Below are 19854 nucleotides of genomic sequence, written 5' to 3'. Positions count from 1 at the left end.
TGCTGAAAGTCCGCCTTTTGCTAGTCCCATTGGTTAATAACCCCAATCCGATATCCGGTCCTGCTGCGTTTTTTTGGTGTCAAAACCGCATCCAGCCCAAGAGCGACGAACCAACTGTTTGAGGATGCCATGTAGTGCTGAAACGGCATGAAGGGCCACAGACCTCCGCCTTCGCCACGTTATTGATCTGCAAACCAGCCTTTTCCCAAAAGGAAGGAAGGATCAATGAAATTAGACTGGGTGCTGGATGAAAGAAGTGGGGCGAAAATGGCAAGGTTCTGCCACCAGCGAAGACTAATTCTTTGAGCCTGAAACACTCTATTCCTAATGGGCGCATAAGATTTGCCATTTGCAACTCAAAGGCCTCCCTTTGACATCGACCGCTAATTATTCGCCAATTGTGCGGATTCAGTGTTCGCAAGAGCTATTGCCGGTATGAGGCAATACTCAACCTCCACCCGTCTGGCAGATTCGAATTTCTGTGACTCCACCGGATCTATAGCCTCGCCTTGCTCATAGGTCAGGATGGTGATCTTAGCCTCTTCCAATCGGCTGTGCCCTTCGGCACTGGCTTTAGACGACGAAAGGTCGAACGTGTGCTCGATTAACATTTGCTTGACCCTGTCAGCACGCCTGTCAGCTAGTTTCCTGTTTTCTTCAGGCAGGCCAGAGGTGCTCGCATGTCCTTTCAACTGTACAATCAGCCGACCTTTGCTAGGATTATGCGTCTTCATCTTTTCGGCAAAATCCACAATCTTATGGTTGTCTATCGGGTCAACCATGCCCTCGTTAAAGTAGACTGTTGTTGGCATTTTGACGTCATTTTCCCGACGGCAGGCATCCAGAGCGTCCGTTCCCAATTGGTTGGCTAGTTGCCCCCAATAAACCTGCAAAGGACGTAACGGATCTTTGCCACCCGATCCTGCCAACGCCTCGGCAGCAACAGCCAAAGAATTTGCAGCACCGCCAAGATCCTCCAATGTGTCTTCTAGGATAGTTCCACCAATGAACTCAGCTACAAGTTCAACCGTCAGGTTCTCCTGGGTTTCGTTAACAGTCGTCGGTTGGAGCACCACAAGAGGCGGTCGTTCCCTCAGCAGCTTCACCTCTTGTGCCAGGCGCGCAATTTGCATCTCGGTATCAACTCGCGGGTCCGACAAAAAACTCTGTATCCTCGAAGTAAGCGCTATTGCCGAAGATGCTAGTTGATGCGCTTGTTGAGCGTACAGTTGCAGAAGTGACAGGCTAGGTTTCTCATCCTCAAGTTGGAACTGTCTTATCGTAGAAGCATTGAGGAATACGAGCCGGCCGGGCTCATCAACTGGAGCAAGCGCCGCCCATCCCCCATATTTGCCAAGATGGAAAACTGGTTTGGACACCACCGGACCCTCTCGCTCAGCGGACAAACCTGCATCAACAATCCTAAAGTTCTCCAAAGCAGGTGGGGCCGACATAACGATCCTGCCACAGGGTATCCGCGCGGCAATCGGCAGCTCAAGTTTTTCCAACCCATCAAGAATCCAATGCCCAACGGAAATCGACGTGCAGTTCTTCGAAGCCGTCTCGATTTTCCCCTTAACTTCGCCTGCAATATTCTTGGTAGATAGTATCAGAATGCCAGCCAGTATTGCGATCAGTCCCATTCTGACCAGAACAGGACCGATTCCCTTCTGTTTGCCATTCAGAAGTGCCCCGACCCAAAAACCAACTGTATTGTTGGTTCTCCCGATCCACATGTTGCGCGTAGCCTCGTAACTGTCTCGCATCCTGCGAGCCAAAGCGAGCTCTGCTTGCCTATTACTTTCAAACTCGCGCTCGATGCGCATCTTCGCCACCTGCTCCATTCTTCGGCCATGTCCAAACCGCAGGCCAGATTGAACCGCGAGAAACTTGATACGGTGCTTCAACATCAAAATCGCCAATTGAAGCCACCCACCTTTGAGCACAGTCACAAGTGTAGGAGATATCACTACACCAACAACATAGAGCACCGCCCAAGCGGCAAGTGTGGCAAGCAGATAAAGTGAAGCAAAAATAAGGACTAAGATTACAAACTCAGCTGAAAGAAACCGATCAAAGGTCGAACTGTTGTCGCCGATGGGCAGTACGATTCCAAGTTCATGACGCCAAACTCGTTCAAGAAGCGCGACAATGGTCGTGCCCGTTATCACAAGAAGCCCCGGAGTGGAAAACACCATGTCGGCAAGACGCGAGGGGGGTTTGGTGGGTTCTTTTGCACTCAGGTCTAAGAGCTTTGAGATTTCAGCAGATTTCAGGCTGGTCAGCACAGAGATCTTTTCTTTTCCCAGAGCTGCCAGATGCCCTCCGCACAGCAACCCTTTACCATCGTCGACGGCATCCTTCGGGCAACGCTGGCCCTTGTCGACGACCACACAGCGACCATCGGGCGGGATTTTTACTCTCTTTGTCATGACATAACCTCACCGTACGAGTTGCGGCGCTATGTTTAGACCCGTCAGATTTCGCACAGCGTACCCAAGGGCACGGACAGCTGTATTGAGAATGGTTTGCCGAAATTCGAAAGTCTCGAATTTCAGACCATTCAGATACACTTTCATAGCGCGCTTATGTGACCGCATCAGGAATTCAGCATTCTGCTTGCTGATCCGATTTGCGGCAAAGTCGATCTGTGTTTGAATGACGGCTTCCGAGATACTTTTCAGATAGCCGCTCGCCTGCTCTTTGCTATCGGCGAACCAGGTTTGGGCTTCGGAAGAAATCGCGGCACCTAAACCATTTAGCAAATCATCTACAGAGCTGGGTTTGAAGTTTTCATAATCAAATGCCATGGCAACCTCACTGCAAAATGTTGTTGATGGGGATGGCGCAGGTCACCTGTACCAAGGTGTAGGCTTGAGACTGGCCGAGCCCAACGGTCCGATGCTGCTGAGCCATTTCAGTGACCCCGTCGACGCATTCCGTCAGGTCCGCCGCAAGCAGCGTGGCCGCTTTGGTCGCCGGCCTGCCGTCGTTGCTTTCTGCCCGGTTTTTTACCCAGCTTCGGGTGACCTCCAACTGCGCAAGCGCATCGGCATAGCGCGTGGCGGCACCGTTATAGGAGCCAGGCCCCTTGAAGTCGCCCAGCTGCGCAGATGCCACAAGCGACGAGACACTTTGCAAACCATCCGCCGCAGATTTTGTGACCTGATCGGGAAAGGCAGGTTCAAAATAGGTGCATCCACTGAGGGCAATGCCAATCCCGGCAGCGATAATAGCTGTCTTCGAAAAGTAGGTCATGCAATCAGCCCTCCTTGATTCAACTCAAGAGCCCGGTCCGTCGCGATGTCGATGCTGGCCTCAATAAACCCGACCCAGTTCGAACGGATCGACAGGCCACCCAGCCCAAGCTCTTTGCGCACTTCGCGCTCGATCGATTGCGTTTCCGGCCCCCATACCCCATCGATGGTAAGCATTTGGTCAAACAGGAATTTCAGGGCGTTTTGCAGGTAAAGCACTCGGCTTTTGGAATGCCGCTGAAAACCAACCGGCTCGCCATTATCAAAATGGATATGATCGCAATGGGCGGAGTCGTAGCCTGAGGTTAGCACTGTTCCAAAATTCTGGCGCAGCACGCCTTCGATCGCGAGATATTGATGCGGTTGCGTAGCAAAGGTATCGGCCATCCAGATGAAGCCGTTATCGAAGACCAGGCCGTCCAGATCGAACGCTCGGCCCTTGTGGTGAAGACTGGATCCACCTCCAGTTCGATCGACGCCGCCAAACAGGATGGCCGTGACCTGCCCAAGATCCATCGCCTCGAGCACCAGGAACATTTCGCCGAATGCGATGTCCGTTTGAAGCGCAAAGACCGTATCGACATGAGGATGCGTGCGAAAACCGCACTTGCCGTAGTTAGCTACCGGATCCCGGTCATAAAGCAGCGGGACGTCACCAAACTGACTGATCCGATTACGTGCCATGGGCATTCACCCCTTGGTCATCGGTGATGATGCCATCGTTGGCACTTGGGGGCACAAAGTACCCGACCAGAAACACGATAATTGTGATCAGCGCAGCCGACACTGCACCGGGCAACGTAGCACCTAGGAGGAACTCTTCGACTACATAGATAAAGACCGTCGCAACTGCCGCCCCGACAGAGCCGAAGACAACCTTTCGCGCAGGCAGGTTTGTTGACATCTGAGCCATGTGACACCTCTAATTAACTGTTTCCGAATGGCGCCAAACTTTCTCAAGCGCCTAATTAATTGAAAAAAAGTATCGTTTGCCTTGCCAAACAACCTCGCCCGGCAGGGCTGTGCCTGCGGATATAGCGGCGATGCAGTCCAGCGTTGAATTTCAGTTTTACGTCAGTGGCGCTCAATCGATCTCCTGAGTTTCAGGGATCATTTCTGAACATCGAAGCGTCCGCTATTGAACCACCCTAGCTATTCAAAAAGCGACAAAGTGGGTAGTTCGCAGCCCTTAGAGCCACCGGTCAACCTTAAAGCCCGGACACGCTTTTGCTGCGTAGTCGTTATGACCGCTAACCCTCTTGACCAGCGTCCGCCCCTGAATGTCCGAGATCAGATTGCGCAACGCGGAATCTTGGGCGTCCGTAAAGTTGTCAGAAAAGGCATCGTTTTCAGATGAGCCGAAACCGCCAACCAAAGAGATACCAATCGTACCGGCGTTGCGGCCCGCCACATGCGCGCCCACAACGGTTTCAGCACGTCCTTTCGCGATGCCACCATCACGATCAATCAGGTAATGATAGCCGATATCTTTCCAACCGCGATCTGACACGTGCCATCTGCGGATTTCAGCAGCCTTTTCTTCAACAGATCGTCCCGCATACCATTCCGGACGGGTAGCTGTGCAGTGGACAATAATTTCATTAACGGCATGACGGGCACTGCCCTGATAAATCATCTCGCCTGTACTGACGGCTGCAGCGACTTTTTGCATCTCGGCCGGTTCACCATCGTTTTCAAGCCAAAGCTCAGCTGCCGCACGGGTCCGGCGACCAAAGTCACCATCGATCGGACCAGGGTTGTATCCCAAAGCCTTCAGCGCTTGCTGAATAGACGTGACTGCGGTTGCCGGGTTGGTGATCAAAGCGAAGTTCGTCATAAGAATCTCCTTTTCCAATAAAATTTGGCCGTTGGAGGCAAGGTCAAAATCGTCTCTCAAAAGCACTTGTTTGCGAGCTAAAAAATGCCAATTGTCGAGCAGCTTAATGAGAGCAAACGCAACGATCATGATCCAAACAGATCATGACACGACGACTAATTGTGAAATGTGGAAAAGCTGGATGTCCTTGAAACATCTACGAACAAATTGCGAAGGCGATCGCTTCATTCGCTGAACGACCTAATGCAGATGTTTCCGTTCAAGATCAAAACAGTACACATACGCGATGTTAGGCTACCGGAGGCAAAACACGAAGAATCAAGCGTATCAGTTCGTGCCTGCCGTTCACACCTGTCTTTGCAAGCACCGCAGAAACTTGGTTCTTTGCCGTTGTCGGACTAGTGTTTCGATGCTCAGCAATCTCAGCAACGCTTGCGCCTTCTGCAATCCATCGGCAAACCTCGGTTTCCGCTGGAGTTAATCCATAAAGGGCCGTGAACCGCTCTAGTCTTAGATACGGAACTCGCTCTGGATCAACTATGGTGATTAAGGCTCCATCCAGGTTGTTCTCAAGCTCTGCATTGCTATCGCTCAGCGGGGCAATGTCTAAAAGATACGGTGTCAGGCCAGATGGCCGCGAAACGGACAAAAGCGATTCATGGCGATTGGCTTGACCCTGCGCTGTGGATCCGATGTCAAATATATGCGCTTTGATTTTCGAAGTCACATCCGGATCAGAAGTTACAATTCTTCCGTCACGGGCCAGTGCTATTCCATCTCGTGCTTTCAGAATCTTTTTTGCTTCTGCGTTTTTGACAATCACCTGACCATCCGGCAGCGCTATCGCAATGCCCGCCTGCACGTGATCCAACGCCGTGAGAGTGGCTTTGTATCTCGCCTTCAAAAAGGTAAACACGCGCCCTATCTCTAAAGCCTTCGTTAAATGTGGGAGCAATGCAAGAGATCTCTCACACGCTGACTGAGGTACTTCGGTGTCTTTTTGGTCGAAACCTAGACTCATCGCATCAAACCAGATTGGATCAGTGTTGAGACGTATTCCAATTCGGCGGGCAACACCTGTCCGTCTCTTTAAAAACGCATAATCCTTGCGGGCGTCCAAGACTTCGGCTGCAAGTCCGGTTTCAAGGTCTGGTATCGGCTGATGGGCTGGTTGAGTTCGAAGAAAATCCCAATCTTGATTTTGCAATCGTGAGAGCCAAGCTCCATAGAACCATCCTGCTGGTGTACGGGAGAAATCCAGATAAACACTGGACATCATCGTCAGGTCCTTTGCTCCCGCCTTACGTCCTCTGATCACTAAGGCTATTGCCTTCGCTCCAACGACAGAGGTCGTTGCATCCAAAGCCCTGCGCCAGCGCCCGGGATTGACCGCTGTGTCGTATATCGTTTCGAGGGCCTGATAGCCCCTAACATCTAACTCCAACTGTCACCTCCAGAGTTCAATAACCGCAAGGGAAACTGAGGTTCCCTAATGCGATTTGACGCTATGGACGGGTTGATCGGTCTTCGCCGCGCCCTCTAACAATAACTGCTAAAACCGCTACGCGCGACAAAAGATCGAAATCGAAGAAAATCCGGCCGATTTGGCAATCAGTGAAATATACGGTGTTTGAAACCTTTGCTTAGCTGACTTCGCTACCTGCCGCTGAATCTCCGCACCAGAACAAACTGCAATATTCGTCGAACCGGTGTCAGTCATGTTTCTTCACCTCTCAATTCAGTAAATCAACGTAGTTGGCCCAATCGAGAGACCGCCACTAATATTGATCAGCATGTGCGGCGGAGCATCAGATTATCTCCACCAATTGCTTTTCTTGGTTCAACAGTCGCTGAGACACACAGTTTGGTTTGACGTTTTACCGCCATCATCAGTTCACGAACCACATTCTATGTCCCTTTTGGGTACCCACAAACAAACCCGGTCTTGCAGGGGATTCGCCACGTGACAGACCATCAGGAACAGGCGCCTTCGGCGTCTGATCTGCAAATCAGCCCTGATTTTCCCAAAGAGAAGCCAGGATCAAACAAATCGGTCTGGGTGCTAGATGAAAGAAGTAAGGTGGAAATAGTTAGGTTCTGTCGCTAGTGGCAAAACTATGTGTCGTCTTACAAGGGCACCGTGGAACGTCACTGATAATTGACTCAATCGACGGCCAAAACTTCAATAAGTCGGTCAATGACGTCACTCACTTGCGACCCAAACGTCAAGCATTTGTGACCCAAAACGAATTGCAGCCATTCGACCATAATAAGGAGGGGTTTTGTCTATATGGACGGGTTATGAACAAAACCTCCATTCGTGCTGTCAGCATCAAAGACGGCTTGGCATGACTTTTGACAGCAGTGGAAAACACCCAAGTTTGGCAGTTAGACAAATCTGTTCACATAATTCTCTAGTATTTCCTGGCGTCCAGATTGCGGCTCTGGGTTTATTCCTTCATTTAAAACGCGAGCGGAAATTTCATCCAGGCTACTGCCTAACATGGACTCCGCTTTGGGAGACTTCCAACCGGAGTAGCGTTGCGAAAGCGCGTTTTCCAAACCTCCATCTTCAATCATTGCAGCCGCTGCTTTCAAACCACGTGCGCATATGTCCATTCCGCCGATATGAGCCGCCACCAGATCCACAGCGTCAATCGATTGCCGGCGAATTTTGGCGTCGAAATTTGTGCCGCCAGTGGTAAAACCGCCAGCCAGCAGGATGTAATAGTAAGCTAGGGCAACTTCCGGTGTATTATTCGGGAACTGATCCGTATCCCATCCAGATTGGTAGTCGTTGCGGTTCATATCAATCGAACCCAGCATCCCTTCAGCAGCCGCAACCGCAATTTCATGCTCAAAGCTATGCCCGGCAAGGATCGCGTGGCCCTGCTCGAGGTTCAGCTTCACCTCGTTCTCCAACCCGTATTTCCTGAGGAATCCAATGCAGGTGGCCGCGTCATAGTCGTATTGGTGCTTGGAAGGCTCCTGAGGTTTCGGCTCCACAAGAATGGTGCCTTTGAACCCGATCTTATGTTTGTACTCTACGACCATGTTCAGAAAACGGCCCATGTGGTCCAATTCAGTTTTCAGGTCCGTGTTCAGAAGGGTTTCGTAGCCCTCACGACCACCCCACAGAACATAGTTTTCACCGCCTAGTTTGTGAGTTGCATCCATACAGGATTTCACTGTCGCTGCAGCGAACGCAAAAACGTCGGGATCAGGATTGGTACTGGCGCCAGACATCCAGCGACGATGACTGAACATATTGGCCGTACCCCAAAGCAGTTTGGTGCCAGAAACCTGCATCTTTTCACCGATATAATCGGTGATTTCTTCCAATGTGCGCAGGTTATCGGCAAAGTTTCCCTGTTCGGGTCGGATATCAGCGTCGTGCCAGCAAAAGAATGGTTGCCCCAAAAGCTCAAACAATTCGAATGCAATATCTGCCTTCTGGCGGGCCCGGCCCATATCGTCCTGAGGATACCATGGGCGTTCGAACGTAGGTCCACCAAAGGGGTCTCCACCCTCCCACGCGAATGAATGCCACCAGGCCACCGCAAACCGCAGATGGTCCTCCATACGCTTGCCCATGATGATTTCATCCGGGTCGTAGTGACGAAAGGCCAACGGGTTCTTGCTGTCCACGCCTTCAAACTGGACCTTCTCGATCCCTTCAAAAAATCCACTTGGCATTTCTGCCCCCTACTCTGCTTTTTGTGCTGGCTGCTTGCCGAGAATGATCATCGACAAAAGATCGTCATCAGTGACATCTGCTATATCGACCGTCCCAACCAGTTTTCCGTTCTTCATGACCGAGGCGCGGTCGCACAGTTCCATGACGGCATGCACGTCGTGATCGATCAGAAATATCCCGATGCCTTGCGCCTTTAGCTGGTGGATCAGATCCGCCACCATCTGAGTTTCATGCGGCCCGAGCGCTGCTGTCGGCTCATCCATGATCAGAATACGTGCGTTGAAGTAGACGGCCCGAGCGATCGCCACAGATTGTCTTTGCCCCCCGGACAAGGCAGAGACCGGGTCGTTGAACTTCTGAAAGTTCGGGTTGAGCTGCGCCATGATCTTTCGGCACTCGGCCTCCATGGCTGCGTCGTTGACTAAACCAAAAGGCGTCGTCATCTCGCGCCCCAAGAACAGGTTCGATGTCGCGTCAAGATTGTCGGCCAAGGCGAGCGTCTGATATATCGTTTCGATGTTATTCGCCCGGGCATCACGGGGATTGCCAATCTCGACGGGCTTGCCATCGATCAGAATGTCGCCGTGGTCCATCTGATAGGCGCCGGACAAAACCTTGATCAACGTGGATTTTCCGGCCCCGTTGTGGCCAAGCAGGCCAACGACTTCACCCGGATAGAGGTCGACCGACACATGGTCGACGGCCTTGATCCCGCCGAAGGAAATCGAAATATCGCGCATCTCGACCAATGGCGGCGCGCCCGAACCGCGTCCGGAGTTGGGAGGTGCTTTTTGCGTGTCCTGAGCTTGCATCACTTGGCCCCCAGTCGCTTGCGGTAGACGATGTCGATATAGACGGCCAGCACGAGAACGCTGCCGACGACGATGTTCTGAAACGGCGCGTCAACGCCAACCATTGCCATGCCCGATTGCAGGGCCTGCATGATCAATGCGCCAAGGATCGCGCCATAGATGGTACCGATACCGCCCGACAATGCGGTTCCTCCGATCACTGCAGCGGCTATGACCCGAAGTTCGTCGAGCGTACCAATGTCGTTAGAGTGATTTGCCAAGCGGGCCGAGGCGACGACCGCGGACACGGCGCACAGGAAACCCATTAGTGCAAAAATCTTCACGGTCAGCAGCCGAGTATTGATACCCGAAAGCTCTGCTGCATCCGGGTTGCCGCCGGTGGCAAAGATGTATCGGCCAAACCGTGTTTTTCGCGCCACAATTGTCAGCGTGACAGCCACGATGATCAGGATGAGTACAGAAATAGGTATGCCGTATCCGACGACTAGCCCTTCTGGCATTGTCTCACCGCGCGCTTCGAACATACGTTGCAGCCGGCGCGTCGGAATCGCGTAGCTGTTTACGATGTAAACGTACCCAAGGATAGCAATTGCGATTATTCCGGCCAGAGTGGCCTCGGCCCAAACAGGTTTTACCGGGAAACCATGTGACGCTTTTGCGCGGCGACCACTCCACAAAGCCCAGATCGCGATTGCGGTAGCAAACAAGCCGAACAGCCAGCTTGTTGTCGTTCCCAATGTTCCGTTGGTCCCGCCAAACATCAGAAATGTGCTATCCAGAGGACCAATCGTCTGGCCGCTGGTCAAATACCACGCCACGTTTCGCCAAACCAGAAACCCACCAAGCGTAACGATGAACGCTGGTATCGTCAGATAACCAACCATCCAGCCATGAAACGCACCAATCAGCGTGCCGACAAACAGCCCGACTACAATGGTGATCGCCCAGGTTGCAGGATTGTTCAAACCCATCCCAAGTATTTGCGGCAAAAGCTCGGTTTGCGTCATTGCCATCACGGCCGAGGTTGTTGCCAGCAGCGCTCCTACCGACAAGTCGATGTGTCGCGTGACGATAATGAACACCATTCCGCACGCCATAATGGCCACTGAAACCGTCTGGATGGAGAGATTGAACAGGTTCCGAGGCGTCAAGAACCGTCCGTCCGTGAAGATGTTGAACCCGATACACAGGATGACAAACGCGCCGATCATTCCCAAAAGCCGCATATCCAGTTCCAATTGCTGGAACAGGCTGGGTTTCGCTTTTTCAGGTATCGGCTGAGACGAAGTTTCGGTCATTTCCGATCTTTCATATTCAGCATTTGCCCCAGGCCCAGACTAAGAGGCCCAGGGCTGAGTGGTTTAGTTACAAGGAGCAGGTCCGTTTTCAACGCCTTGGCAAAGATCTTCCAGCGGGATCCATCCGGCATCTACAACCACGGACAAGTTGTCCTTAGTGATTGGAACAGGCGCTAGGAAAACCGAGTTCATCTCGGTTCCACCCGGTGACGTCCAGCTCACTGCACCTTCGACATCAGCAGGGCTTGTTCCACCGCTCAACGCAACAGCGATTTCTCCAGCGGCCTTTCCAAGTTCGCGAGCATCCTTCCAAACCGAAACGGTCTGCGTGCCCAACGCAACACGGTTCAACGCTGCGTGGTCGCCGTCCTGACCGGAAACCGGAATGCCTTCCATGCCCTGTGCGGTCAGCGCAGCAACAACACCGCCTGCAGTACCGTCATTCGACGCAACGACTGCATCCACGTTGTTCTCGTTCGCGGTCAGGATTTGTTCCATGTTCCGCTGCGCGTTTGCGGGCAGCCAGCCATCCGTGTAAGCCTCACCAACGATTACGATGTCACCGCTGTCCACTGCTGCTCCGATAATTTCCTGCTGTCCACCCCGCAAGAAATCTGCGTTCGGATCAGTAGGAGAGCCCTTGATCATCACGTAGTTGCCCTTGGGCATGGCTTCAAAAACAGCCCGGGCCTGCATTCTGCCGACTTCCACATTGTCAAAGGTCAGATAGAACGCACGGTCATCCTCAATCAGGCGATCATAGGCAATGACCGGAATACCTTCGTCCGCCGCAGCCTGTACAGCTGGTCCGATTGCCTGCGCGTCCTGGGCCAGAATAATAAGTGCGTCCACACCCTGGGCGATCAGGCTTTCGATGTCCGATAGCTGCTTTGCAGAAGACGACTGCGCGTCTGCCGAAATGTATTCAGCGCCGCCTGCTTCAAGCGCCGATTTAATTGCCGCCTCATCCGTTTTCCAACGCTCTTCCTGAAAGTTCGACCAGCTTACGCCGACCACTGGCTCTGCGAATGCGGTCGAAGCCAACAAAGTGGCCACAGCCGAAAAGCTGAGAATTCTTTTCATGATTTCCTCCCATTTGCCGAGCCATCGCATTTCGATTCGCGGCTCTCACAGATTTGAATACCATATTTATTTCAGTCGGTAAAATATTTACTCTACAAGAGGCACTCAAATTCAAATAGATTGGGCCAACAGCAAGATTCGCGAGGACAAGATGCTGAAAAGCAAAGCCTCTCCGGTTTCTTTGGAACAAAGAAACACGACCCGCCTGCGGGTATTGGAGCACATCAGAGCCAAAGGGGCCGTCTCGCGGATCGATATTGCATCTGCCTTGCAAACCAGCCCTGCGACTGTCACCGCCGCCACGGCTGATCTCATCTCAGCCGGACTAGTGAAGGAGACTGAAAGCCAGGCACAGTCAAAGTCGGGGAAGAGAGGCAGACCCAGAGTATTGCTGCAATTGGACGGCCAGATGCACCTTGTGGCCGGCCTCAAGGTGGCTCGGCAAGTAATCTCGGTTATCTTGGTCGACTTTGAAGGTAACGAAGTCGCATCCCATAAATATGCTCTGGATAAAGCCAGAATGTCGCCGCAAGAATTTGTATCGGCGATCCGCGAAGCTCTTGAAGAAACCTGCAAACAGATCGATCGTTCTGTCGCTCATTTGGCAGGTGTTTCTATCGGGGTCGCTGGACTGGTCGATGCAAACAAGAATTTTGTCCACTGGTCATCCTCGATTACTGAGAGAAATATTGATTTTAGCCACTTACTTTCAAATGCGCTCCCCTGCCCTGCATTCGTCGACAATGACGCCAATCTTGTCGCCAAGGCCGAACAGCTTTTTGGCTTGGGCAAGGGCCTAAAGAACTTCCTCGTCGTTACGATCGAACACGGCGTTGGCCTGGGTATCGTGTTGGACGGTAAACTATACCGTGGAGAACGAGGCTGCGGCGCTGAGTTTGGGCACACCAAAGTTCAACTTGACGGGGCTTTGTGCCAATGCGGTCAACGCGGATGTCTAGAAGCCTATGTGGGCGACTATGCTTTGATCCGCGAGATGACAGTCACCGGTCATACCAACGACATGGAAACCGTTTCCGACATACATGACCGCGCCAACTCAGGTGACGACAGAGCTTCATCTGTGCTTGCCCGCGCAGGTCAGATGTTTGGCCTCGGGATTTCCAACCTGATCAACTTGTATGACCCAGAGTGCATTATCGTCTCGGGGGCACAAATGAGCTTTGAACACTTGTGTTCCAGCGAAGTTATGACCCGCATTCAAAACGGCGTTGTGAATGTCGATGCACCTTTGCCCCAGATCAAAGTTCATCACTGGGGTGACTTGATGTGGGCCAAGGGGGCGGCAGCCTATGGAATTGAACAAATCTCAATTCTCAAGGTCAAGGAGTTGACGGCGAATGCGTCTTGAGTTTGCGATATTTGCGACTTTGGCCACAGTTGCGAATGCGGACACTGTTATTCCCCAGTTTACAAATGTGGATGTACCAAAACATGTCTATGATGGCGGGTGGGAGCATTTTGTCGGCGGCGGTATGGCCGTTTTCGATTGCAATGGGGACTCGCTGCCAGAACTCTTTTTGGCTGGCGGTTCCAACCGGTCTCAACTGTTCATCAATACCTCGAAGGAACAGATAGCATTTCAGGCAAAGACGCCTGAAGATCTTTCACTGGCCGGTGTGACCGGCGCCTACCCTCTCGATGTTGATAGCGACGGCGTAGTGGATTTGGCGATTTTGCGTGTTGGCCCAGACCTGCTTCTTCGGGGCAATACCGACTGCCAATTCAGCCCTTTCACTGAACTCGGGTTTCAGTCCGAGGACCACTGGACCACAGGTTTCTCAGCAACATGGGAAAGCGGGCAAACTTTACCGACCCTGGCGTTTGGCACCTATGTTGATCGGTTTGATCCCGAAGGTCCCTTTGAATCCTGCGGCCCAACCCTTTTGTACCGTCCAGAAGGCGACTCGTATCGTGAGCCGCTGCATCTTGAGCCCGGCTACTGCTCACTTTCTATTTTGTTTTCGGACTGGGCCCGAACTGGCCGCGCTGATCTTCGCGTCAGCAACGACCGCCACTATTATGTTCGCGGCGGTCACGAGCAGTTATGGGCGATGGAGCCTGAGCCTCGGCAATACTCAGAAGGCGAAGGCTGGCTTCCATTTTCGATCTGGGGAATGGGGATCGCCTCTCGGGACCTTACAGGAGATGGATTTCCCGAAGTTTATCTGACCTCGATGGGGGATCAGAAACTCCAGATTTTTGACCCAGCGACAAACGGCCCGACCTGGCGCGATGCAACTTACGAAAAGGGTACTACCGCTCATAGACCGCACATCGGCGGAGACGGAAGGCCATCCACCGGGTGGCACGCACAGTTTGGCGATGTCAACAACGACGGCCGGGACGATGTATTCGTGGCCAAGGGTAACGTAGAACAAATGCCCGATGCGGCTCTGAACGACCCCAATAACCTACTACTACAGAACCCCGACGGTCAGTTTATTGAAGCTGCAGCAGATGCCGGTGCTGCCTCGATGGCTAAGTCTCGTGGCGCGGCACTTGCTGACCTGAACAACGATGGGAAGCTGGATCTGGTGGTCGTCAACCGAGGTTCTGAGCTCGAAGTCAGCCAGAACACTTCTCAGGGTGGCAACTGGCTATTGATTGATGTCACTCAGGATCAATCCAATCACGCAGCAATTGGTGGATTTATTGAAGTCAAAACCTCGCTGGGTGTTCAGACCCGCGAGCTCACTATCGGCGGCGGTCACGCTGGTGGTATCGCTGGGTTTCAGCATTTTGGGCTTGGGAGTCAGGGCCAGGTGCAGGTTCGTATGATCTGGCCGGATGAAGCGAAAAGCGAGTGGCGGGAATACTCCTCCAACCAAATCATCCGAATTCGACGCTGATTACTTGTCGACCGGCAGACCGCTAGGAACTTGGTCAGGTACACCTAGTCGCTGTGCCGGATCCTCAAGACTTTTAAGAAAACTGAGAAGAGCGTCAATTTCCTGATCCGTTAGGTTAAGATTCGACAAGCTGTTGCTTTGGGCAATCGCCTCCACGTGCTGATTGTCCGACATTGCCATTTGATCTTCGAAGCCCGGGAAGTCCGGCAATGCGGCCAACTCGATCGAGTAGCTTTTTAACGACGAAACCGCGTCCAGATGATGCCGCACGATGCCCTCAAGTTCGGCAAAAGCTCCGTTGTGTCCGTACGGAGCTGTCAGTGTCACGTTGCGCAAAGATGGCGTGCGGAAAGCAAACGCGTCGTCGGGATCACCGGTCACGCGAAGACGCCCGTCGTCCCTGACATGGTTTTCAAATCGCGCCGCCTTTCCCGGGCCGATCTGCGGCAGTGCGATCGAATGAAACTTGTGATCGGTCTGGAACCAGCCTGAGTGGCAATTGCTGCATCCGGCTTTTCCATAGAACAAGCCCATACCAATCTCGGCCTCTTCTGACAGCTCAGCCTCACCTCGCATCGCGCGATCGAACGGGCTGTTATCCGCACGCCACTCGAATGCGATAAAATCCGCGATTACATTGGCAATTGCCGTGAACGTAATTCCATCATCCGGCGCTAAATCTTCAAACCTCTGCTCATACTCTGGAATGGCCGCAACACGTTCTGCAATCAGATCCCACGCACCGCCTTGCTGTGTCAGAAATCCGAGGCGAACCGCCTTGCTCACGTCATTCTCGGAGTAATGACCCGCCATTTCGTCTGGCGACAAAACCGGGAACATGGCCTGTGCGGCCAGCGCTGAATTGAACCCAGAACGCATATGAGTACCCAACGGGGTTCTGATACCATCAGGTTGCGTTGGGTCTGCCTCTAGTCGCCCATCATGGAAAAACGTCGTGAACTCAGTGGCTCCGAGGTTCCAAAGCCCTGGTGAGTTTCGAGGAATACGTTGTTCCGGGGTATTCCCTGGGTCCAATGTCCGCTCTGGACCCAACCCAATTCCCCCTTCCCCTATACCAAGGGAAACCCCGTCGGACGTGCCAAGCTTGGGATGATGACAGGTCGCGCAGCTGATATTCTTGTTGCCAGACAAGATCGGGTCATAGAACAGCAAACGCCCCAGCTCAGCGCTTGCAAAGTCAGGATCGAGGAACTCCGGCAAAGGACCAAGCGATTGGGCACGCACACCGTCCACCACTGAGATCACCAACCCAAAAGCCAAAAATAGCGAAACTGCTCTCATGTCATTCCTCAGAAACTTCTAGAATAAGTTCCTGCCGATACGGCTTCTCCGGAGTATAGATGATTGAGGGAAATGACGAGATATTCGGTGCGTTGGGATAACCCGATGGCTCGATACACACACCACGCGAAGCGCGACGCGGTTTTGTCAGCTTATAGCCCGAATAAACCTGCGCTCCGGGTTGGTTAGAGTAGACTGTCAACGCAAGGCCAGAGGGTGAAGTGAGTTCCGCCACCGGAGCTTTGGGGGCGCGATCATGATCAAAGCAGAAGTAGTGATCAATCCCATCCGGCACACTTCCAATCGTATTGGGCGTTGAAAAATCCAACCCGTTTTCGTTGGTCGCAAGCACCCTGCCCGACGGGATACCCAGATCGTCGATTTCCAAATACCGATTTGAAGCGAGCTTCAGCTTGTGCCGGTCTACGCCTTCTGCGGCACCCAAAGTGTAGTAGTTGTGTTGCGCAATGCTTATCGGCGTAGGCCGATCAGGCTGTGCAGTTATTGAATAGGTCAAGCGTGGACCCCGTAGGTAGATTCTGATCTCGAACCTGATATTCCCCGGAAAGCCGCTCTCCCCGTCGCGAGAAACATAGCTCAGCAAAACCTCGTTCTGTGCAATCTGTTCGAGTTCCCAAAACTGTTTAGACAACCCATCGTCGCCGCCATGCAGGGCGTTTTTGCCCTCGTTGGCGTTCAATTCAAAACTGGTACCATCCAAGTCAAACGTCGCGCCGCTGATCCGGTTGGCAACGCGCCCAACAATTGCGCCCAGGTAACGCGTATCGGTGAGATACTCATTTGGGTCCTCGAACCCAAGGATGAGCGGGACGTCCTTGCACCACCACCCCTGCGTGATAGCCCCATAGTTCAGGACTGAAACACGCATGTTTCCATCGATGAGAATAGCATTTTCAATGCCTGAGGCTTTACCCGTTTCTGGACTCATCTTAATACCAGCGGCGCAAGCGCCTTATAGAATTGCTTATATCTCCGGTATTCGTTTTCGTAGACGTCAATCAGATCGCCGCGTGGTTCGATGCGTTCCTGAATTTCCGGCGGCGTCATGACTTGCGCTGGTTCCGCATCGTTGGCTGCACATATCGCGAGGCGCGCAGCGCCCATTGCGGCACCGAATTCGCTGCCTTTTGGCAATTCCAGCGGGACTTGCAAAACAGTAGCTAAAGTTTCTAGCCAGAACCGAGATCGTGCACCTCCTCCGACTGCCATAAGGCTATTTGGCTGGGTTCCGGTGCTCTTCAGTGCTTCCAGGCAATCTCTCATTCCAAAGGAAACACCCTCCATTACGGACTGGGTCAACTCAGCGGGTTCCGACGAGATGTCCAGGCCCAAAAACGCGCCTCGAATATGGCTATTGTTATGCGGCGTCCGTTCTCCTGACAGATATGGCAGGAAGGTGATCGCTGTAGGTCCATTCAATTTTTCCGGTAAAGATGCAGCGAGTTTCTCCACGGGTTCACCCAAATTGCGAGCAAGCCAGTTCATGCTGTTCGTCGCTGAAAGCATGACGCCCATTTGTATCCACCGATCGGGGACTGCGTGACAAAAACAGTGCACAGCAGATTCCGGATCAGGAGCATAGGTTTCCCGCGCAACAAGCAACACGCCAGACGTTCCGAGTGAGACAAAACCGGTGCCGTCGTTGATGCTCCCGATCCCGCAGGCAGCGGCAGCATTGTCGCCAGCACCGCCGGCCACGACGACGGAATTCGAAAGCCCCCACTCCTGCCTCAAATTGGCCCTCAACTCTCCACCCGGATCACTGCCCTCAACCAAGCGCGGCATCTGCTCGACACGCATGTGACCTACCGTTAACGCCTTTTCTGACCACCGCCGTGTGTCAACGTTCAACCACGATGTCCCTGCGCTGTCAGACATGTCTGAGACATATTCGCCAGTAAGCCAAAACCGCAAATAATCTTTCGGCAGCAGTACCTTGCCCACCTTTGAGAACACATCCGGCTCATGGCTGCGCAACCACTCGAGTTTCGGCGCTGTAAACCCGGGGAATACGATGTTTCCCGATATTGCGCGCATCTCTGGCGATTGATCCAGTATCCTCGCCTCATCAGCTGACCGTGTATCGTTCCAAAGAATACAGGGCCTCAATATTTCGCCATCAGAATCCAGTAGTGTAGCGCCGTGCATGTGTCCGCTTAGGCCAATACCTCGCAATTTTGAGAATGCTTGCTGGTTGCCGACGCGAAGCTTTCCAACAACCTCTTCACAAGCGTTGGTCCAATCCAAAGGATCCTGCTCAGACCAGCCAGGCTTAGGCGTTGAGGTGGAAATGCTGACTTCAGCATCACCGACGACGTGTCCTGTGTCATCTACCAGAATCCCACGGAGACCTGACGTTCCCAAATCTAAGCCCAGATACATTGAGGACCACCTGCATAAATATTTTAATGATTAAAATTATTTGAAACAGGAATCTTGTCAAGGCTCCATCAAAGGAGTTCCCTCTAATCATATCTTGATCAGAAAGCGCGAACGTAACGTCCTTCGATACCCCCGTTAGCCAAAAGAAAGACAGAGCAAGATTTGAGTTTAATCGTCTGACCGGACATGGCTCAAACCTCTTTGAAAAGCCACTTTGGCGGCGGCAAGGTCTAGGCGAGTATTTCCCCAGTTTGACCGACCGTTAGCGTTCCACCATTAACCACTTCGACATAGACGCCCATATCCATATGGCCCATCAATTTCCGAATAAGGTAGGGAATTTTCAAGTCGCGCTCGGCCGTTTTCGGGTTCACTTCAGTTGCTGCACACCTTTTCGTACGTGAGAGTATCTTCAACTCGACATCGCCAAATCTTAAAACTGATCCAACTGCTTCCAGCTCAGCAAACGAAGGTAATCCGTCTATCTCAATATTCGCTCGGAAGCGCGCCGGGTGGACTTCTGCGTTCAGTTGTTCGCCCAACTTTTTCACAGAGGCCAGATTCAAAACGGATATCGCGTTCATCATTTGCGGTGATACGACAGATACATCTGTAAACCTATGAGGAGCAGCAGAGACAAACTTTGGCAGCTCTGGATCTTTTAAATCGATCTCTGAAGAAAGGAACTCTACCGCCTTCTCCCGATCTTCAGACTCTCGCATATCAAAGCGTCGTGTCTTTCCGTTCGCATTGATCTCAAGTGCCTGGGACTCAATTTCAAAATTGGTCTGAATGCCTGCCAGTGCAGCCTCGTTCAACAAAACGACGAAACGATCTTTCGGCAGTGGCATTGGGTTCTGCATGTCGAAGCCGGAGTTGTAGCGAGCAAATCCGAACAGGCGATCGCCCGGAATGCCCTCTCCTGCTCGCAGCGTCACAGTTCTCATAGGCTCGGAACTCAAGCCTTTTATAGGGTAGCGGTTCAATCGGACGATGGAGAGATTGTTCATACGTTTGCACCCGACCAAAAAGAACTATGCACGGCCCCAAGTTGTCCGCGCTGTTTGACGCTATCTCGAATTCTCAAAGGTATCGACCAAATAATTTTTGAGCGCTTCAGAAGCTGGTTCACTGAACCTGTCGGCCGCATGACGGCTGCGCCCATTTAAGTCGATATGACCATTCAATACCTCGCTGCCGAAAATACATACACATCAGATTCAAAGAACAATTTCTCTAAGAATCAATAACTAAGAGACAAAATTGGCGATCTCTTTCGGACCCTTGAGGTACGA

The 19854-nt window shown here is 52.4% G+C and carries 17 protein-coding genes; 2 read left to right on the top strand and 15 right to left on the bottom strand.

The genetic code is table 11. The features are described from left to right. Window positions 1-383 precede the first annotated feature (383 nt). The 11 genes from ACR0CW_RS10235 to xylF form a co-directional block, all read right to left on the bottom strand. Entirely contained in the window at window positions 384-2432 is a 2049-nt protein-coding gene (locus ACR0CW_RS10235; RefSeq protein WP_480787684.1) for an OmpA family protein, read from the bottom strand. A gap of 9 nt (window positions 2433-2441) precedes the next feature. Then, entirely contained in the window at window positions 2442-2810 is a 369-nt protein-coding gene (locus ACR0CW_RS10230; protein ID WP_480787683.1) for a hypothetical protein, read from the bottom strand. A gap of 7 nt (window positions 2811-2817) precedes the next feature. Continuing rightward, entirely contained in the window at window positions 2818-3258 is a 441-nt protein-coding gene (locus ACR0CW_RS10225) for a hypothetical protein (RefSeq protein ID WP_480787682.1), read from the bottom strand. Continuing rightward, window positions 3255-3941 (bottom strand): extensin family protein, encoded by a 687-nt coding sequence (locus tag ACR0CW_RS10220; protein WP_480787681.1) that lies wholly within the window; start codon window positions 3939-3941, stop codon window positions 3255-3257. The genes ACR0CW_RS10225 and ACR0CW_RS10220 overlap by 4 nt, the downstream gene beginning before the upstream one ends. Next, window positions 3931-4170, bottom strand: a complete 240-nt coding sequence (locus ACR0CW_RS10215; protein WP_155150149.1) for a hypothetical protein — start codon at window positions 4168-4170, stop codon at window positions 3931-3933. Before ACR0CW_RS10215 ends, ACR0CW_RS10220 begins: the two co-directional genes overlap by 11 nt. 276 nt (window positions 4171-4446) lie before the next feature. Further along, entirely contained in the window at window positions 4447-5223 is a 777-nt protein-coding gene (locus tag ACR0CW_RS10210; protein WP_480787680.1) for an N-acetylmuramoyl-L-alanine amidase, read from the bottom strand. Between the two features lie 160 nt (window positions 5224-5383). After that, window positions 5384-6538 (bottom strand): helix-turn-helix transcriptional regulator, encoded by a 1155-nt coding sequence (locus tag ACR0CW_RS10205; RefSeq protein WP_480787679.1) that lies wholly within the window; start codon window positions 6536-6538, stop codon window positions 5384-5386. Window positions 6539-7482: 944 nt separating this feature from the next. Further along, window positions 7483-8790 (bottom strand): xylose isomerase, encoded by a 1308-nt coding sequence (xylA, locus tag ACR0CW_RS10200; RefSeq protein ID WP_480787678.1) that lies wholly within the window; start codon window positions 8788-8790, stop codon window positions 7483-7485. Window positions 8791-8799: 9 nt separating this feature from the next. After that, window positions 8800-9603: an ATP-binding cassette domain-containing protein gene (locus ACR0CW_RS10195; RefSeq protein ID WP_480787677.1), complete on the bottom strand. Its 804-nt coding sequence runs from the start codon at window positions 9601-9603 to the stop codon at window positions 8800-8802. Beyond that, window positions 9603-10901, bottom strand: coding sequence for a sugar ABC transporter permease (locus ACR0CW_RS10190; protein ID WP_170332141.1), 1299 nt, complete (start codon window positions 10899-10901; stop codon window positions 9603-9605). The genes ACR0CW_RS10195 and ACR0CW_RS10190 overlap by 1 nt, the downstream gene beginning before the upstream one ends. Before the next feature lie 63 nt (window positions 10902-10964). After that, window positions 10965-11984 carry a D-xylose ABC transporter substrate-binding protein gene (xylF, locus tag ACR0CW_RS10185; RefSeq protein ID WP_155150139.1) on the bottom strand — a complete coding sequence of 340 codons (1020 nt, stop codon included), beginning with the start codon at window positions 11982-11984 and terminating at the stop codon, window positions 10965-10967. A gap of 151 nt (window positions 11985-12135) precedes the next feature. On the opposite strand from xylF, the gene ACR0CW_RS10180 reads away from it, so the two are divergent. After that, complete coding sequence (locus ACR0CW_RS10180; RefSeq protein WP_480787676.1) at window positions 12136-13353, top strand: ROK family protein; 1218 nt, start codon at window positions 12136-12138, stop codon at window positions 13351-13353. Beyond that, complete coding sequence (locus ACR0CW_RS10175; RefSeq protein ID WP_480787675.1) at window positions 13343-14854, top strand: CRTAC1 family protein; 1512 nt, start codon at window positions 13343-13345, stop codon at window positions 14852-14854. Before ACR0CW_RS10180 ends, ACR0CW_RS10175 begins: the two co-directional genes overlap by 11 nt. Here ACR0CW_RS10175 and ACR0CW_RS10170 read toward each other — a convergent pair whose 3' ends face one another. The 4 genes from ACR0CW_RS10170 to ACR0CW_RS10155 form a co-directional block, all read right to left on the bottom strand. Next, complete coding sequence (locus ACR0CW_RS10170; RefSeq protein ID WP_480787674.1) at window positions 14855-16156, bottom strand: cytochrome-c peroxidase; 1302 nt, start codon at window positions 16154-16156, stop codon at window positions 14855-14857. 1 nt (window position 16157) lies between these two features. Further along, window positions 16158-17045, bottom strand: a complete 888-nt coding sequence (locus ACR0CW_RS10165) for an aldose epimerase family protein (RefSeq protein WP_480787673.1) — start codon at window positions 17043-17045, stop codon at window positions 16158-16160. Window positions 17046-17101: 56 nt separating this feature from the next. After that, window positions 17102-18559: a xylulokinase gene (gene xylB, locus ACR0CW_RS10160; protein WP_480787672.1), complete on the bottom strand. Its 1458-nt coding sequence runs from the start codon at window positions 18557-18559 to the stop codon at window positions 17102-17104. 230 nt (window positions 18560-18789) lie between these two features. Then, entirely contained in the window at window positions 18790-19569 is a 780-nt protein-coding gene (locus ACR0CW_RS10155) for an MOSC domain-containing protein (protein ID WP_480787671.1), read from the bottom strand. Window positions 19570-19854: the final 285 nt, after the last annotated feature.

Source organism: Ruegeria sp. CH6 (assembly GCF_056537005.1).
This window is presented reverse-complemented; position numbering and strand designations above follow the sequence as displayed.

Coding starts and splice junctions, on each gene's coding strand:
- ACR0CW_RS10235 (WP_480787684.1), bottom strand. CDS start 2,432: ATGACAAAGAGAGTAAAAATCCCGCCCGATGGTCGCTGTGTGGTCGTC.
- ACR0CW_RS10230 (WP_480787683.1), bottom strand. CDS start 2,810: ATGGCATTTGATTATGAAAACTTCAAACCCAGCTCTGTAGATGATTTG.
- ACR0CW_RS10225 (WP_480787682.1), bottom strand. CDS start 3,258: ATGACCTACTTTTCGAAGACAGCTATTATCGCTGCCGGGATTGGCATT.
- ACR0CW_RS10220 (WP_480787681.1), bottom strand. CDS start 3,941: ATGGCACGTAATCGGATCAGTCAGTTTGGTGACGTCCCGCTGCTTTAT.
- ACR0CW_RS10215 (WP_155150149.1), bottom strand. CDS start 4,170: ATGGCTCAGATGTCAACAAACCTGCCTGCGCGAAAGGTTGTCTTCGGC.
- ACR0CW_RS10210 (WP_480787680.1), bottom strand. CDS start 5,223: ATGATCGTTGCGTTTGCTCTCATTAAGCTGCTCGACAATTGGCATTTT.
- xylA (WP_480787678.1), bottom strand. CDS start 8,790: ATGCCAAGTGGATTTTTTGAAGGGATCGAGAAGGTCCAGTTTGAAGGC.
- ACR0CW_RS10195 (WP_480787677.1), bottom strand. CDS start 9,603: ATGCAAGCTCAGGACACGCAAAAAGCACCTCCCAACTCCGGACGCGGT.
- ACR0CW_RS10190 (WP_170332141.1), bottom strand. CDS start 10,901: ATGACCGAAACTTCGTCTCAGCCGATACCTGAAAAAGCGAAACCCAGC.
- xylF (WP_155150139.1), bottom strand. CDS start 11,984: ATGAAAAGAATTCTCAGCTTTTCGGCTGTGGCCACTTTGTTGGCTTCG.
- ACR0CW_RS10180 (WP_480787676.1), top strand. CDS start 12,136: ATGCTGAAAAGCAAAGCCTCTCCGGTTTCTTTGGAACAAAGAAACACG.
- ACR0CW_RS10175 (WP_480787675.1), top strand. CDS start 13,343: ATGCGTCTTGAGTTTGCGATATTTGCGACTTTGGCCACAGTTGCGAAT.
- ACR0CW_RS10170 (WP_480787674.1), bottom strand. CDS start 16,156: ATGAGAGCAGTTTCGCTATTTTTGGCTTTTGGGTTGGTGATCTCAGTG.
- ACR0CW_RS10165 (WP_480787673.1), bottom strand. CDS start 17,045: ATGCGTGTTTCAGTCCTGAACTATGGGGCTATCACGCAGGGGTGGTGG.
- xylB (WP_480787672.1), bottom strand. CDS start 18,559: ATGTATCTGGGCTTAGATTTGGGAACGTCAGGTCTCCGTGGGATTCTG.
- ACR0CW_RS10155 (WP_480787671.1), bottom strand. CDS start 19,569: ATGAACAATCTCTCCATCGTCCGATTGAACCGCTACCCTATAAAAGGC.